The sequence below is a fragment of the Pseudomonas sp. NFACC43 genome (assembly GCF_900119645.1).
GTDB lineage: Bacteria > Pseudomonadota > Gammaproteobacteria > Pseudomonadales > Pseudomonadaceae > Aquipseudomonas.
Genome location: NZ_FPKK01000004.1, coordinates 109841 through 123559, shown reverse-complemented (window position 1 = coordinate 123559; position 13719 = coordinate 109841). Strand labels below are relative to the sequence as shown.

The 13719-nt window shown below is 61.8% G+C and carries 13 protein-coding genes; 8 read left to right on the top strand and 5 right to left on the bottom strand.

Translation table 11 applies throughout. The features are described 5' to 3' along the window. Position 1: 1 nt before the first annotated feature. The 5 genes from BT179_RS09175 to BT179_RS09155 form a co-directional block, all read right to left on the bottom strand. Positions 2–394, bottom strand: a complete 393-nt coding sequence (locus BT179_RS09175) for a protease inhibitor I42 family protein (RefSeq protein ID WP_072388102.1) — start codon at positions 392–394, stop codon at positions 2–4. Positions 395–536: 142 nt separating this feature from the next. Then, a complete protein-coding gene (gene lon, locus BT179_RS09170; protein ID WP_072430824.1) occupies positions 537–2951 on the bottom strand; it encodes an endopeptidase La in 2415 nt (804 codons plus the stop codon). A gap of 166 nt (positions 2952–3117) precedes the next feature. Then, positions 3118–4434, bottom strand: a complete 1317-nt coding sequence (locus BT179_RS09165) for an MFS transporter (protein ID WP_072388098.1) — start codon at positions 4432–4434, stop codon at positions 3118–3120. Positions 4435–4510: 76 nt separating this feature from the next. Next, the gene (locus BT179_RS09160) at positions 4511–5725 is read right to left on the bottom strand and encodes a CNNM domain-containing protein (RefSeq protein WP_072388096.1); all 1215 of its coding nucleotides are present in this window, start codon (positions 5723–5725) and stop codon (positions 4511–4513) included. A gap of 12 nt (positions 5726–5737) precedes the next feature. Then, positions 5738–6550 carry a cytochrome C assembly family protein gene (locus tag BT179_RS09155; RefSeq protein WP_072388094.1) on the bottom strand — a complete coding sequence of 271 codons (813 nt, stop codon included), beginning with the start codon at positions 6548–6550 and terminating at the stop codon, positions 5738–5740. 203 nt (positions 6551–6753) lie between these two features. On the opposite strand from BT179_RS09155, the gene ffh reads away from it, so the two are divergent. The 8 genes from ffh (at position 6754) to BT179_RS09115 (ending at position 13670) form a co-directional block, all read left to right on the top strand. Beyond that, a complete protein-coding gene (ffh, locus tag BT179_RS09150; protein WP_072388092.1) occupies positions 6754–8130 on the top strand; it encodes a signal recognition particle protein in 1377 nt (458 codons plus the stop codon). A gap of 228 nt (positions 8131–8358) precedes the next feature. Further along, positions 8359–8610 (top strand): 30S ribosomal protein S16, encoded by a 252-nt coding sequence (rpsP, locus tag BT179_RS09145; RefSeq protein ID WP_007927680.1) that lies wholly within the window; start codon positions 8359–8361, stop codon positions 8608–8610. Positions 8611–8615: 5 nt separating this feature from the next. Beyond that, positions 8616–9152 (top strand): ribosome maturation factor RimM, encoded by a 537-nt coding sequence (gene rimM, locus BT179_RS09140; RefSeq protein ID WP_053152601.1) that lies wholly within the window; start codon positions 8616–8618, stop codon positions 9150–9152. After that, positions 9134–9943, top strand: coding sequence for a tRNA (guanosine(37)-N1)-methyltransferase TrmD (trmD, locus tag BT179_RS09135; protein WP_172834632.1), 810 nt, complete (start codon positions 9134–9136; stop codon positions 9941–9943). Before rimM ends, trmD begins: the two co-directional genes overlap by 19 nt. 9 nt (positions 9944–9952) lie before the next feature. Then, positions 9953–10303 (top strand): 50S ribosomal protein L19, encoded by a 351-nt coding sequence (gene rplS, locus BT179_RS09130; protein ID WP_003175895.1) that lies wholly within the window; start codon positions 9953–9955, stop codon positions 10301–10303. 132 nt (positions 10304–10435) lie between these two features. Then, positions 10436–11332, top strand: coding sequence for a site-specific tyrosine recombinase XerD (gene xerD, locus BT179_RS09125; protein ID WP_072430825.1), 897 nt, complete (start codon positions 10436–10438; stop codon positions 11330–11332). A gap of 169 nt (positions 11333–11501) precedes the next feature. After that, positions 11502–12233 (top strand): DsbC family protein, encoded by a 732-nt coding sequence (locus tag BT179_RS09120; RefSeq protein ID WP_072388088.1) that lies wholly within the window; start codon positions 11502–11504, stop codon positions 12231–12233. A 132-nt stretch (positions 12234–12365) separates the two neighbouring features. After that, entirely contained in the window at positions 12366–13670 is a 1305-nt protein-coding gene (locus tag BT179_RS09115; protein WP_072388086.1) for a homoserine dehydrogenase, read from the top strand. Positions 13671–13719: the final 49 nt, after the last annotated feature.

Below are 13719 nucleotides of genomic sequence, written 5' to 3'. Positions count from 1 at the left end.
CTCATTTCACCGCGATAGCGCAGTCGAAGGTCTCCACGGGCGGTACTTCAGGGGCCCAGGGCTGTTGATAAGTCAGGCGCAGCCGGCCGGTGCCCGGGTTGAATGCCTGGAAGCGCCAGGTCGAAACCCCGGCAGCTCCGACGATACCGGCGTCCTCCGGGTTGCGGTACACCTCGGGGCCCAGTGCTTTCAGCACACCGCCGGCCGAATCCTGGACCGCCCAGCGATAACCGGTGCTGGGATTGCTGGGCAGGCTCAGGATCAGGTTCTGTCCGTTGTTGAGCCTTACCGGGCACTGGCTCAGTTTTTCCACGGTCACGTTGTTGCTGGTTTGCGTGGCGCAGGCGCTCAGCAGGGCGAGGCTGAGAGGTACGAACAGGCGAGTGAGGGACATTGGGGCAAGGGCTCCGGCATTCACGACGAACGGCGAGCATAACCGAAGATGCTACCGGGTGTGTCAGGCGGGTATGTGGTGTTGCTGATGGCGCCATCGCGAGCAGGCTCGCGATGAGGCCGGTACAGCGTCTATAAAACCCTCAGAACAACACCTTCGCCACATCCGCGAACCGCTTGGCGAAGTGCACCGTGACGCCTTCCTTGAGGTAGTCCGGCAGTTCCTCGAAGTTGCCCCGGTTGGCTTCCGGCAGGATCAGTTCGAAGATTTTCTGCCGCCGTGCCGCGATGACTTTTTCCCGCACGCCGCCGATCGGCAGCACATGCCCGGTCAGGGTGAGTTCGCCGGTCATGGCGACGGCTTTCTTCGGTGGCTGGTTGCGCGCCAGGGACAGCAGGGCGCTGGCCATGGTCACCCCGGCGCTCGGGCCGTCCTTGGGGGTTGCGCCTTCGGGAACATGCAGGTGGACGAAGGCCTCGTCGAAGAATTTCGGATCGCCGCCGAACTGTTTCAGGTGTGAGCTGACGTAGCTGTGGGCGATTTCCGCCGACTCCTTCATGACTTCCCCCAACTGTCCGGTGAGCTTGAAACCGCGATTCAGGGTGTGGATGCGGGTCGCTTCGATCGGCAGGGTGGCGCCGCCCATGCTGGTCCAGGCCAGGCCGGTGATCACCCCGACGCCCGAGAGCACCTGCTCGTTGCGGAACACCGGTTTGCCCAGAGAGGCCTCGAGATCCTTCGGCCCGAGCTTGATCACGGCCTTCGGGTCCTCGATCAGCTTCATCACGGCCTTGCGTACCAGTTTGCCCAGCTGTTTCTCCAACTGTCGCACCCCGGCCTCTCGGGCATAACCATCGATCAGCGCCTTGAGGGCGCTGTCGCTGATGCTCAGGCTGCCCTTGGACACGCCGGCCTTGGCCAGCTGCTTGGGCCACAGGTGGCGTTTGGCGATGGCGATCTTCTCTTCGGTGATGTAGCCCGACAGGCGAATCACTTCCATCCGGTCCAGCAACGGGCCGGGGATCGAATCCAGGGTGTTGGCGGTGCAGACGAAGAGCACCTTCGACAGGTCCAGGCGCATGTCCAGGTAGTGGTCGAGGAATTCGACGTTCTGTTCCGGGTCGAGGGTTTCCAGCAAGGCCGAGGCCGGGTCGCCCTGGTAGCTCTGGCCCATCTTGTCGATCTCGTCGAGCATGATCACCGGGTTCATCACCTCGACGTCCTTGAGCGCCTGCACCAGCTTGCCCGGTTGGGCGCCGATGTAGGTGCGCCGGTGGCCCTTGATCTCGGCTTCGTCGCGCATGCCGCCGACGCTGAAGCGGTAGAACGGCCGGCCGAGGGATTCGGCGATGGACTTGCCCACGCTGGTCTTGCCCACTCCGGGCGGTCCCACCAGCAGTACGATGGAGCCGCTGATCTCGCCTTTGTAGGCGCCAACGGCGAGGAACTCCAGGATGCGGTCCTTGATGTCGTCCAGGCCGGCGTGGTGCTGGTCCAGCACCTTGCGGGCATGCTTGAGGTCGAGCTTGTCCTGGCCGTACACGCCCCATGGCACCGAGGTCGCCCAGTCGAGGTAATTGCGGGTAACGGCGTATTCCGGCGAGCCGGTCTCCAGGATGGAGAGCTTGTTCATTTCCTCGTCGATGCGCTTGCGGGCCTGGGACGGCAGTGTCTTGCCCTCCAGCCGCTGTTCGAACTGTTCGAGGTCGGCGCTGCGGTCGTCCTTGGTCAGCCCCAGTTCCTGCTGGATGACCTTGAGCTGTTCCTTGAGGAAGAACTGGCGCTGATGTTCGCCGATCTTGCTGTTGACCTCGGCGGAAATCTCCTTCTGCAGGCGCACCACTTCCACTTCCTTGCGCAGCATCGGCAGCACTTTTTCCATGCGCTTGAGCATCGGCACGCAGTCGAGTACTTCCTGCAGCTCATTGCCGGTGGCGGAGGTGAGCGCGGCGGCGAAGTCGGTCAGCGGCGATGGGTCGTTGGGGCTGAAGCGGTTGAGGTAGTTCTTCAGCTCTTCGCTGTACAGCGGATTGAGCGGCAGCAGTTCCTTGATCGCATTGATCAGCGCCATGCCATAGGCCTTGACCTCGTCGGTCGGCTCGCTCGGCTGGTGGGGGTATTCGACTTCCACCAGGTACGGCGGGCGGTGATGCTTGAGCCAGGTGCGAATGCGCACCCGGGTCAGGCCCTGGGCGACGAATTGCAGCTTGCCGGCTTCACGGCTGGCGTGATGGACCTTGACCAGCGTGCCGTACAGCGGCAGGGCCGAGGTGTCGAAATGGCGCGGGTCTTCCTGGGGCGTGTCCATGAAGAACAGGGCCAGGGAATGATGTTCGGACTTGGCTACCAGTTCCAGGGTTTCGGCCCAGGGTTCTTCATTGACGATGACCGGCAGCACCTGGGCCGGGAAGAACGGGCGATTGTGGATGGGAATGATGTAGACCTTGTCCGGCAGGCTTTGGCCGGGCAGGGCGAGGCCGGTTCCGGAAACGGTATGTTCGATGTGTTCGGAATCTGCGTAGTCGTTCGTGGCTTCAGTAGAGTGCTGGTCGCTCATTGGGGCACCTGCGCAATGGAGTATGGCTCTTAGATGGGGCAGGTGGGGGGCGGTTTCAATGGTGGGGGATTGTTAGCGGTTATTTCATTGGGAGGCGTTCAGCTTTGTGACAGGTTTGGCGATGGGCGGGTGGACGAGGGAGCGAACCCCCTCGCCACGATGAGGGTCAGGCAACCCGGTTCAGGTCGTTATGACGGGTTTCCTTCAGGCACAGCACGGCGATCACGCTCAGTACCGCAGCCGCGGATACGTAGCCACCGACATAGCCCAGGCCGCCCATTGCCACCAGCTTCTGGGCGAAGAACGGGGCAGCCGAGGCGCCGACGATGCCTCCCAGGTTATAAGCCGCCGAAGCGCCGGTATAACGCACATGCGTGGGGAACAGTTCCGGCAGCAAGGCGCCCATCGGCGCGAAGGTCACGCCCATCAGGAACAGCTCGACGCACAGGAACAGGGCCACGGCCCAGGTCGAGCCGTGGGTCAGCAGGGGTTCCATGAGAAAGCCCGAGGCAATCGCCAGCACGCCACCAACGATCAGCACCGGTTTGCGGCCGAAGCGATCGCTGGCCCAGGCCGACAAGGGCGTGGCGGCGGCCATGAACAGCACGGCGAAGCACAGCAGGGCCAGGAATGTCTCTCGGCTGTAGCCGAGGGTGGCGACCCCGTAGCTCAGGGAAAACACCGTTGAAATGTAGAACAGCGCGTAGCACACCACCATCGCCGCCGCGCCCAGCAACGTCGGTGCCCAATACTGGCTGAACAGCTCCACCAGCGGCACCTTCACCCGCTCCTGACGGGCCACGGCATTGGCGAAGACCGGCGTTTCATGGAGCTTGAGGCGCACATAGAGGCCGACGATCACCAGCACGGCGCTGAGCAGGAACGGGATCCGCCAGCCCCAGGAGCGAAACTGCTCGTCGTCCAGGCCCATGGCCAGGCTCAGGAACAGCCCGTTGGCCGCCAGGAAACCGATGGAGGGGCCCAGTTGGGGGAACATGCCGAACCAGGCGCGCTTGCCTTTGGGCGCATTCTCCGTGGCCAGCAGTGCGGCCCCGCCCCATTCGCCTCCCAGCCCCAGGCCTTGGCCGAAGCGCAGCAGGCAGAGCAGCAACGGTGCCCAGGCGCCAATGCTGGCGTAGCCGGGCAGCACGCCGATAAGCGTGGTGCAGATGCCCATGAGCAGCAGGGAGGCCACCAGGGTGGACTTGCGCCCGATCCGGTCGCCGAAGTGACCGAACAGCGCCGAACCCAACGGGCGGGCGAGGAAGGCGATACCGAATGTCAGGAAGGACGACAGCATCTGTGCCGTGCCGGATGTCTGCGGGAAGAATACCGGTCCGATCACCAGGGCGGCGGCCGTGGCATAGACGTAGAAGTCGTAGAATTCGATGGCGGTGCCGATGAAGCTCGCGGTCGCCACGCGGGTAGTGGAGTTTGTCGGTTGGGCGGGCACAGCGTCGTTGCAGGTGGTGGTCGTCGTCATGCGGTTATCCCTGACAGTCATGTGCTCCGTTGGAGCGATTTATTATTATGGGTCGAACACCGGTGAGCGTTTGTTTCTACAGCCAGGCCAGTACCTGGCTGACGCGGTTGTCCACGGTTTCGATGATCTCCAGCCGGTAGCGGCCGATCTTCAGGCACACCGGGCTTTCGGGAATGGTCTCCAGCGCTTCGGTGACCAGCCCGTTGAGGGTCTTGGGACCGTCGCAGGGCAAGTGCCAGCCCAGGGTCCTGTTCAATTCGCGGATCGACGCCGCACCATCGATCATCAGGCGTCCGTCGGGCTGGGGATGAACGTGTGGGTTGTCGAGGCTGTGCTCGCTTTCGAACTCGCCGACGATCTCCTCGAGGATGTCTTCCAGGGTGACGATGCCCAGTACTTCGCCGTATTCGTCCACCACCATGCCCAGGCGGCGCTGTTGCTTGTGGAAATTCAGCAATTGCAGTTGCAGCGGTGTGCTTTCGGGAACGAAGTAAGGGTCGTGGCAGGCGGCCAGTAGTGCTTCCTTGGTCAGGCTGGCGTCCGCCAGCAGGTGGCGGACCTGGCGGGTGTTGAGCACCGCCTCGACCTGGTTGATATCGCTGTGGAAAACCGGCAACCGGGTACGACGGTTCAGGCGCAACTGCTCGATGATGTCGCCGATGGGGTCGTCGAGATTGATTCCATCGACTTCGCTGCGGGGGACCAGGATGTCGTTGACGGTGATGTTGTCCAGGGCGTGGATGCCGGAAACCGGATGGGGACGCCCGGTGCTGTGTTCAGGGTCATGTTCGGCGCGGGGCAGGAGCATGTCGTCATCGCTCTGCTGCACGGCGCTGGCCTTGCGGGCGAAGGGGCGCAGCAATAGCTCGCTGAGCCCGTTCAGCAGCCAGGCCAGTGGATAAACCAGCTTCAAGGGGACGGCAAGCAGGGCGTTGCCCAGCGCCAGCACCGCATCGGGATAGCGCTGGGCCAGGGTGCGAGGCAGGTAGTCGGCCAGGACCAGCAACGCCGCGCCAGTGGCGAGCCAGGCGATCCACGGGCCGTTGTCCAGCCAGGTGAAGAGGCTCAGCAGCGTGGCGATCACCACCGCCAGGGTGCGGCACAGGGTGTTGCCCAGGATCAGGCTGGTCAGGGGAAAATGCAGCTTCGCCAGGGGTTTGTCGCCGCTCCGGGAGGCCTGGCGCAGCGTCAACAGGTGCGAGCGAGCGGCTTCTATGGCTGTGAACAGCCCCGCCCAGAGGATCAGCACCACCAGTACAGCGAGCAGCGGCCCCGCGGGCAACCTATCCATCAGTGCCGTCCGTCAGATATGCAGGATGTATTCGCGGACCAGTTTGCTGCCGAAATAAGCCAGCATCAGCAGGCAGAAGCCGGCCAGGGTCCAGCGAATGGCTTTATGGCCGCGCCAGCCGAGACGGTTGCGGCCCCAGAGCAGCACGCTGAACACCACCCATGCCAGGCAGGCCAGCAGAGTCTTGTGCACCAGGTGCTGGGCGAACAGGTTCTCGACGAACAGCCAGCCGGAGATCAGCGACAGCGACAGCAGGGTCCAGCCGGCCCAGAGGAAACCGAACAGCAGGCTCTCCATGGTCTGCAGCGGCGGGAAGTTGCGGATCAGCCCGGAAGGGTGCTTGTGCTTGAGCTGGTGGTCCTGCACCAGCAGCAGCAGGGCCTGGAACACGGCGATGGTGAATAGCCCGTAGGCCAGGATCGACAGCAGGATATGGGCCAGGATCCCCGGTTCCTCATCGATGATCTGGACCGTACCCGATGGCGCGAACTGCGCCAGCAGCACCGTGGCCAACCCCAGTGGGAACAGCAGCACGAGGAGGTTCTCCACCGGGATGCGCGAGCAGGCCAGCAGCGTCAGGCCGATCACGGCCACGGCGATCAGGCTGGCGGCATTGAAGAAGTCCAGGCCCAGGCCGATCGGCGTCATCAGGTGGGTATAAAGGCTGGCCGCGTGGCCGAGCACCGCCAGCACGCCGAGCGTGACCAGCAGGCGCTTGTTCGCCCTGGCGCCGGAGGCCAGGCGGGTGCCTTGATAGAGGGTCGCAGCGGCATAAAGGCAGGCGGCGGCGAGGGAGGCAAGCAAACTGGGTGACAAGGGGAGCATAAATCCTGTTAGGCAGGCCCGAAAGGCGCTGAGTTTGGCATAGAACCCATACCGTACGAAAGACCACCGGAGTCACCAGGTGTACGCCGCACGCTTCTTCGCTATAATCCGCGACCTGCCCACGCCGCAGGCTCGCCGAGCACATTTCTTCACGGTCTGGGCCGCCATTATCCCGGCCCCATCCGGGCCCGAAAGGATCGCGCATGTTTGAAAACCTAACCGACCGTCTCTCGCAGACGCTGCGCCATGTCACCGGCAAGGCGAAACTGACCGAGGACAACATCAAAGACACCCTGCGCGAAGTGCGCATGGCGTTGCTTGAGGCCGACGTCGCCCTGCCAGTGGTCAAGGACTTCGTCAATTCGGTCAAGGAACGCGCCGTCGGCACCGAGGTGTCGCGCAGCCTGACGCCGGGCCAGGCGTTCGTGAAGATCGTCCAGGCCGAACTCGAAAGCCTGATGGGCGCTGCCAACGAGGACCTGAACCTGAGCGCCGTGCCGCCAGCGGTGGTGTTGATGGCCGGCCTGCAGGGCGCGGGCAAGACCACCACTGCCGGCAAGCTGGCGCGCCTGCTCAAGGAGCGCAAGAAGAAGTCGGTGATGGTGGTGTCCGCGGACGTCTACCGCCCTGCAGCGATCAAGCAGCTGGAAACCCTGGCCAATGACATCGGCGTGACGTTCTTCCCCTCCGACCTGAGCCAGAAGCCGGTGGATATCGCCCAGGCGGCCATCCGGGAAGCGAAGCTCAAGTTCATCGACGTGGTCATTGTCGACACCGCCGGTCGCCTGCACATCGACGAAGAGATGATGGGCGAGATCAAGGCGTTGCACGCCGCGGTCAACCCGGTGGAAACCCTCTTCGTGGTCGACGCCATGACCGGCCAGGATGCGGCCAACACCGCCAAGGCGTTCGGTGACGCGCTGCCGCTCACCGGTGTGATCCTGACCAAGGTCGACGGTGACGCCCGTGGCGGTGCCGCGCTGTCGGTGCGCGCCATCACCGGCAAACCGATCAAGTTCATCGGTATGGGCGAGAAGAGCGAAGCGCTCGAACCGTTCCACCCCGAGCGTATCGCGTCGCGCATCCTGGGCATGGGCGACGTGCTCAGCCTGATCGAGCAGGCCGAACAGACCCTCGACAAGGAAAAGGCCGACAAACTGGCCAAGAAGCTGAAGAAGGGCAAGGGCTTCGACCTCGAGGATTTCCGCGACCAGCTGCAACAGATGAAGAACATGGGCGGCCTCGGCGGCCTCATGGACAAGCTGCCGAGCATCGGTGGCGTGAACCTGGCGCAGATGGGCAATGCCCAGAGCGCGGCTGAAAAACAGTTCAAGCAGATGGAAGCCATCATCAACTCCATGACCCCGGCCGAGCGCCGCGACCCTGACCTGATCAGCGGTTCGCGCAAGCGTCGGATCGCCATGGGTTCCGGCACCCAGGTGCAGGACATCGGGCGCTTGATCAAGCAGCACAAGCAGATGCAGAAGATGATGAAGAAATTCTCCGCCAAGGGCGGGATGGCCAAGATGATGCGCGGCATGGGCGGTATGTTGCCCGGCGGCGGCATGCCCAAGCTGTAAAGAATCCAGCCGCCGGCTTCATGCCGGCGTTACCCGCGGGGACGCGGGATCTCCAGCCAACCCGTCTCCGGCGGGCGCTGAACGTCGCAGATCTGAATGGCAGGCCGGCACTCGCCGGAAAAAGTCATTTGCAAAAGTCTGGATATTCCTTAGAATATGCGGCCTTTCGGGCACCCATGCCCGCTGTGCATTTAGATTTGCAGCACCGACTACAGGAACGATGTTCACATGCTAACAATCCGTCTTGCCCTTGGCGGCTCCAAAAAGCGCCCGTTTTACCACCTGACCGTAACCGACAGCCGCAACCCGCGTGACGGTTCCCACAAAGAGCAGGTTGGTTTCTTCAACCCTATCGCCCGTGGTCAGGAAGTTCGTCTGTCCGTGAACCAAGAGCGTGTTGCCTACTGGCTGAGCGTTGGTGCACAACCTTCTGAGCGTGTTGCTCAGTTGTTGAAGGAATCGGCTAAGGCTGCGGCCTGAGCAATATGAACGCGACGCCAAAAGATGCTGATGATCTGATCGTTGTCGGCAAAATCTATTCTGTACATGGCGTTCGCGGCGAAGTGAAGGTTTATTCCTTTACTGATCCGATCAAGAACCTGTTGAACTACAAGGCCTGGACGCTAAAGCGCGAAGGCAGCGTGAAGCAGGTTGAGCTGGTCAGCGGACGCGGGAACGACAAGTTCCTGGTCGCGAAGCTCAAGGGTCTCGACGATCGTGAAGAAGCACGTCTTCTGGCCGGTTATGAGATCTGCGTGCCGCGCAACCTGTTCCCTGAACTGACCGACGGCGAGTACTACTGGTACCAGCTGGTTGGTCTGAAGGTCATCGACCAACTCGGGCAACTGCTCGGGAAAATCGATCACCTGCTCGAGACCGGTTCGAACGATGTCATGGTGGTAAAGCCTTGCGTCGGCAGCCTGGATGATCGCGAGCGCCTGTTGCCCTATACCGGGCAGTGCGTGTTGGCCGTCGACCTGGAGGCAGGCGAGATGAAGGTGGAATGGGATGCGGATTTCTGAACGTGGCCAATTTGCGCGTTGAAGTCATCACGCTGTTTCCCGAGATGTTTTCCGCCATCAGCGAGTACGGCATAACCAGCCGCGCGGTGAAACAGGAGCTCTTGCAGCTGACCTGTTGGAATCCGCGGGACTACACCACGGATCGGCATCACACTGTGGACGATCGCCCGTTTGGCGGTGGTCCGGGCATGGTGATGAAGATCAAGCCCCTGGAAGATGCACTGGTTCAGGCCAGGGCGGCAGCCGGGGAGGGTGCGAAGGTGATCTACCTGTCGCCCCAAGGCCGTCAGCTGACTCAGTCGGCGGTACGCGAGCTGGCGAATTCGGATGCATTGATCCTGATTGCCGGCCGTTATGAAGGCATTGACGAGCGTTTCATTGAAGCTCATGTCGATGAAGAGTGGTCGATTGGCGACTATGTACTGTCTGGCGGCGAGCTGCCGGCGATGGTCCTGATCGATGCGGTTACACGACTGCTGCCTGGAGCTTTAGGGCATGCAGATTCCGCTGAGGAAGATTCCTTTACGGATGGTCTGCTGGATTGCCCGCACTACACCCGACCGGAGGTGTATGCGGATCAGCGTGTTCCCGACGTGTTGCTGAGTGGCAACCACGCGCACATCCGGCGTTGGCGTTTACAGCAGTCCCTTGGTCGGACCTGGGAACGACGCGCCGATCTTCTGGAAAGCCGCTCGCTTTCTGGAGAAGAGAAGAAGCTGCTCGAGGAATATATCCACGAGCGGGACGATAGTTCACAACGTATCGATGGTAAGTCCAAAGACTTGCCTTAGGAGCACAGCATGACCAACAAAATCATTCTTGCACTCGAAGCAGAGCAGATGACCAAAGAAATCCCTACCTTTGCCCCAGGCGACACCATCGTCGTCCAGGTGAAAGTGAAGGAAGGTGACCGTTCCCGTCTGCAGGCATTCGAAGGCGTCGTTATCGCCAAGCGCAACCGTGGCGTGAACAGTGCTTTCACCGTTCGTAAAATCTCCAACGGTGTTGGCGTAGAGCGTACTTTCCAGACCTACAGCCCGCAAATCGACAGCATGGCTGTCAAGCGTCGCGGTGACGTGCGTAAAGCCAAGCTGTACTACCTGCGCGACCTGTCTGGTAAAGCAGCACGCATCAAGGAAAAACTGGCTTAAGTCCAGCTTCCGATGCAAAAAAAAGCAGCCTGCGGGCTGCTTTTTTGTTGCCTGGAATTTGGTCTTTGCTCACCCTGCCTACTTTCGTTTCCCATTTCGATGTCGTGCCCCCGGCACCCTTGATGAGTCTTTATGCCAGCCATCGATCATCCCCTAATAGACCAGTTTCTCGATGCCCTGTGGCTGGAGAAGGGCCTCTCGGATAACACTCGAGACGCCTATCGCAGCGACCTGGCGCTGTTCAATGGCTGGTTGCAGGAAAGAAACCTGGAGCTGGCCCATGCCGGGCGGGAGCTGATCCTCGATCATTTGTCGTGGCGCCTGGAGCAAAACTACAAACCCCGCTCGACCGCACGGTTTCTCTCCGGGCTGCGTGGGTTCTATCGCTACCTGCTGCGGGAAAAGCTCATCGCGGTGGACCCGACCCTGCGGGTGGAAATGCCGCAACTGGGCCGTCCGTTGCCTAAATCCTTGTCCGAAGCCGACGTGGAGGCCCTGCTGGCAGCGCCGGACCTCAGTGAAGCCATCGGCCAGCGCGACCGTGCCATGCTGGAGGTGTTGTATGCCTGCGGCCTGCGGGTCACCGAGCTGGTCAGCCTCACCCTGGAACAGGTCAACCTGCGCCAGGGGGTACTGCGGGTGATGGGCAAGGGCAGCAAGGAGCGCCTGGTGCCGATGGGTGAAGAGGCGATTGTATGGGTGGAGCGTTACCTGCGCGATGGCCGCAACGAGCTGCTGGCCGGGCGCCCCAGCGATGTCCTGTTCCCCAGCCGCAACGGCGAGCAGATGACCCGCCAGACCTTCTGGCACCGTATCAAGCATCAGGCCAAGGTGGCCGGGATCGGCAAGTCCCTTTCGCCCCACACCCTGCGTCATGCTTTCGCCACGCATCTGCTCAACCACGGTGCCGACCTGCGGGTGGTGCAGATGCTGTTGGGTCATAGCGACCTGTCCACCACCCAGATCTATACCCATGTGGCCCGGGCACGGCTGCAGGACCTGCATGCGAAGCATCATCCACGCGGATAAGCGCCCCTCGCCACAAGTCTTGTCCTCATGCATTGCGTGTTGTCGTGCGTCAGCGGCATTCGGTCACGCCAGCCTTATGTGGTAGGCTTGGGCGGTTTGCACAGTGGGCGGTTGGAACCCGAATTCGTGTCGGCGTTTCCCGTCCCATTTGTTCGCCTCAGGAGTCCCCATGCGCTTGACCCAGTTGTTCACCGCCGCCGCCCTTGCGCTGGCCAGCACCTTTGCCATCGCCGACGACGCGGCCGACAAGGCTATTCGCAAGAGCCTGGAAAACCTCCAGATCGAAGTGCCGATCGAAGCCATCTCCGCCAGCCCCATGTCCGGCCTGTATGAAGTCAAGCTCAAGGGCAGTCGTGTGCTCTACGCCAGCGCCGATGGCCAGTACATCGTCCAGGGCAACCTGTTTGAGCTCAAGGACGGCAAGCCGGTCAACCTGACCGAGCTCACCGAGCGCCAGGGCATTTCCAAGCTGATCAACGGTATCCCGGTGGCCGAAACCGTGGTGTATCCGGCGGTGGGCGAGACCAAGTCCCACATCACCGTGTTCACCGACACCACCTGCCCGTATTGCCACAAGCTGCACGCCGAAGTGCCGGAGCTGAACAAGCGCGGCATCGAAGTGCGCTATGTGGCGTTCCCGCGCCAGGGCCTGGGATCGCCGGGCGATGAGCAGTTGCAGGCGGTATGGTGTTCCAAGGACAAGAAAGCGGCCATGGACAAGATGGTCGATGGTAAGGAAATCAAGTCCGCCAAATGCGAGAACCCGGTCTCCAAGCAGTTTGCCCTCGGTCAGTCAATAGGTGTGAACGGTACACCGGCAATTGTTTTGGCCGATGGTCAGGTAATTCCGGGCTACCAGCCGGCGCCACAAGTCGCCAAACTGGCCCTTGGCGCGAAATGAGCATGAATGATCCGCTGTTGAAGATCACGGCTCGGCGAAAACCTTCGTCGGGCCGTTAAACACAAAGTCGCGTAGCTGCGCGGCTGTATTTCACGGCCGACCTTGTGTCGGCCGTTTCATGGGGAGTCAAGAGTGAATCCGGTCAAAGTAGGCATCTGTGGGTTAGGTACCGTCGGTGGCGGCACCTTCAACGTACTTCAGCGCAACGCCGAGGAAATTGCTCGTCGTGCCGGGCGTGGGATCCAGGTGGCACAGATTGCCACGCGCACGCCAAAGCCTCAGTTCCAGACGACCGGTATTGCGATTACCAACGATGTCTTCGAAGTGGCCACGAACCCTGAGATCGACATCGTCATAGAGCTGGTGGGCGGCTATACCGTTGCCCGCGAGCTGGTACTCAAGGCCATCGACAATGGCAAGCATGTGGTCACCGCGAACAAGGCGCTCATCGCTGTTCACGGTAATGAAATTTTCGCCAAGGCCCGGGAGAAGGGCGTGATCGTGGCTTTCGAAGCCGCCGTGGCCGGTGGCATCCCGGTGATCAAGGCGATTCGCGAAGGCCTCTCGGCCAACCGTATCAACTGGGTCGCCGGCATCATCAACGGTACCGGTAACTTCATCCTCACCGAAATGCGCGAGAAGGGTCGTACTTTCGAGGACGTACTCGCCGAAGCCCAGGCCCTGGGCTACGCAGAGGCCGACCCGACATTCGATGTGGAAGGCATCGACGCGGCCCACAAGCTGACGATCCTGGCTTCCATCGCGTTCGGCATTCCGTTGCAGTTCGACAAGGCCTACACCGAGGGCATCACCCAACTGACCACCGCCGATGTGAATTATGCCGAAGCCCTGGGCTATCGCATCAAGCACCTGGGCGTGGCACGCAGCACCGTCAGTGGCATCGAACTGCGCGTGCACCCGACGCTGATTCCGGCCGACCGCCTGATCGCCAACGTCAACGGGGTGATGAACGCGGTGATGGTCAACGGCGATGCCTCCGGTTCTACGCTGTTCTACGGCGCTGGCGCTGGCATGGAGCCGACGGCCTCTTCGGTGGTGGCCGACCTGGTGGACGTGGTTCGCGCCATGACTTCAGACCCGGAAAACCGTGTGCCTCACCTGGCCTTCCAGCCAGACTCGTTGTCGGCTCACCCGATTCTTCCGATCGAAGCGTGCGAAAGCTCCTACTACTTGCGTATCCAGGCCAAGGATCACCCGGGCGTGTTGGCCCAAGTGGCGAGTATCCTTTCGGAGCGTGGCATCAACATCGAGTCGATCATGCAGAAGGAAGTCGAAGAGCACGATGGCCTGGTGCCGATGATCCTGCTGACCCACCGTGTGGTCGAGCAGCGCATCAACGACGCGATCACCGCGCTGGAAGCGCTCCAGGGCGTGGTGGGCCCCGTGGTCCGTATCCGCGTCGAGCATTTGAATTAATCAAGGCTGCAAGCAGCACGCTGCAAGCTCCAGGTAAAAGCAGATCTGC

What these genes read in the sequence shown, in the direction of transcription:
- rpsP (WP_007927680.1), top strand. Translation starts at nt 8,359, where the DNA reads ATGCTAACAATCCGTCTTGCCCTTGGCGGCTCCAAAAAGCGCCCGTTT.
- BT179_RS09165 (WP_072388098.1), bottom strand. Translation starts at nt 4,434, where the DNA reads ATGACGACGACCACCACCTGCAACGACGCTGTGCCCGCCCAACCGACA.
- BT179_RS09160 (WP_072388096.1), bottom strand. Translation starts at nt 5,725, where the DNA reads ATGGATAGGTTGCCCGCGGGGCCGCTGCTCGCTGTACTGGTGGTGCTG.
- trmD (WP_172834632.1), top strand. Translation starts at nt 9,134, where the DNA reads ATGGGATGCGGATTTCTGAACGTGGCCAATTTGCGCGTTGAAGTCATC.
- BT179_RS09175 (WP_072388102.1), bottom strand. Translation starts at nt 394, where the DNA reads ATGTCCCTCACTCGCCTGTTCGTACCTCTCAGCCTCGCCCTGCTGAGC.
- ffh (WP_072388092.1), top strand. Translation starts at nt 6,754, where the DNA reads ATGTTTGAAAACCTAACCGACCGTCTCTCGCAGACGCTGCGCCATGTC.
- lon (WP_072430824.1), bottom strand. Translation starts at nt 2,951, where the DNA reads ATGAGCGACCAGCACTCTACTGAAGCCACGAACGACTACGCAGATTCC.
- BT179_RS09155 (WP_072388094.1), bottom strand. Translation starts at nt 6,550, where the DNA reads ATGCTCCCCTTGTCACCCAGTTTGCTTGCCTCCCTCGCCGCCGCCTGC.
- xerD (WP_072430825.1), top strand. Translation starts at nt 10,436, where the DNA reads ATGCCAGCCATCGATCATCCCCTAATAGACCAGTTTCTCGATGCCCTG.
- BT179_RS09120 (WP_072388088.1), top strand. Translation starts at nt 11,502, where the DNA reads ATGCGCTTGACCCAGTTGTTCACCGCCGCCGCCCTTGCGCTGGCCAGC.
- rimM (WP_053152601.1), top strand. Translation starts at nt 8,616, where the DNA reads ATGAACGCGACGCCAAAAGATGCTGATGATCTGATCGTTGTCGGCAAA.
- rplS (WP_003175895.1), top strand. Translation starts at nt 9,953, where the DNA reads ATGACCAACAAAATCATTCTTGCACTCGAAGCAGAGCAGATGACCAAA.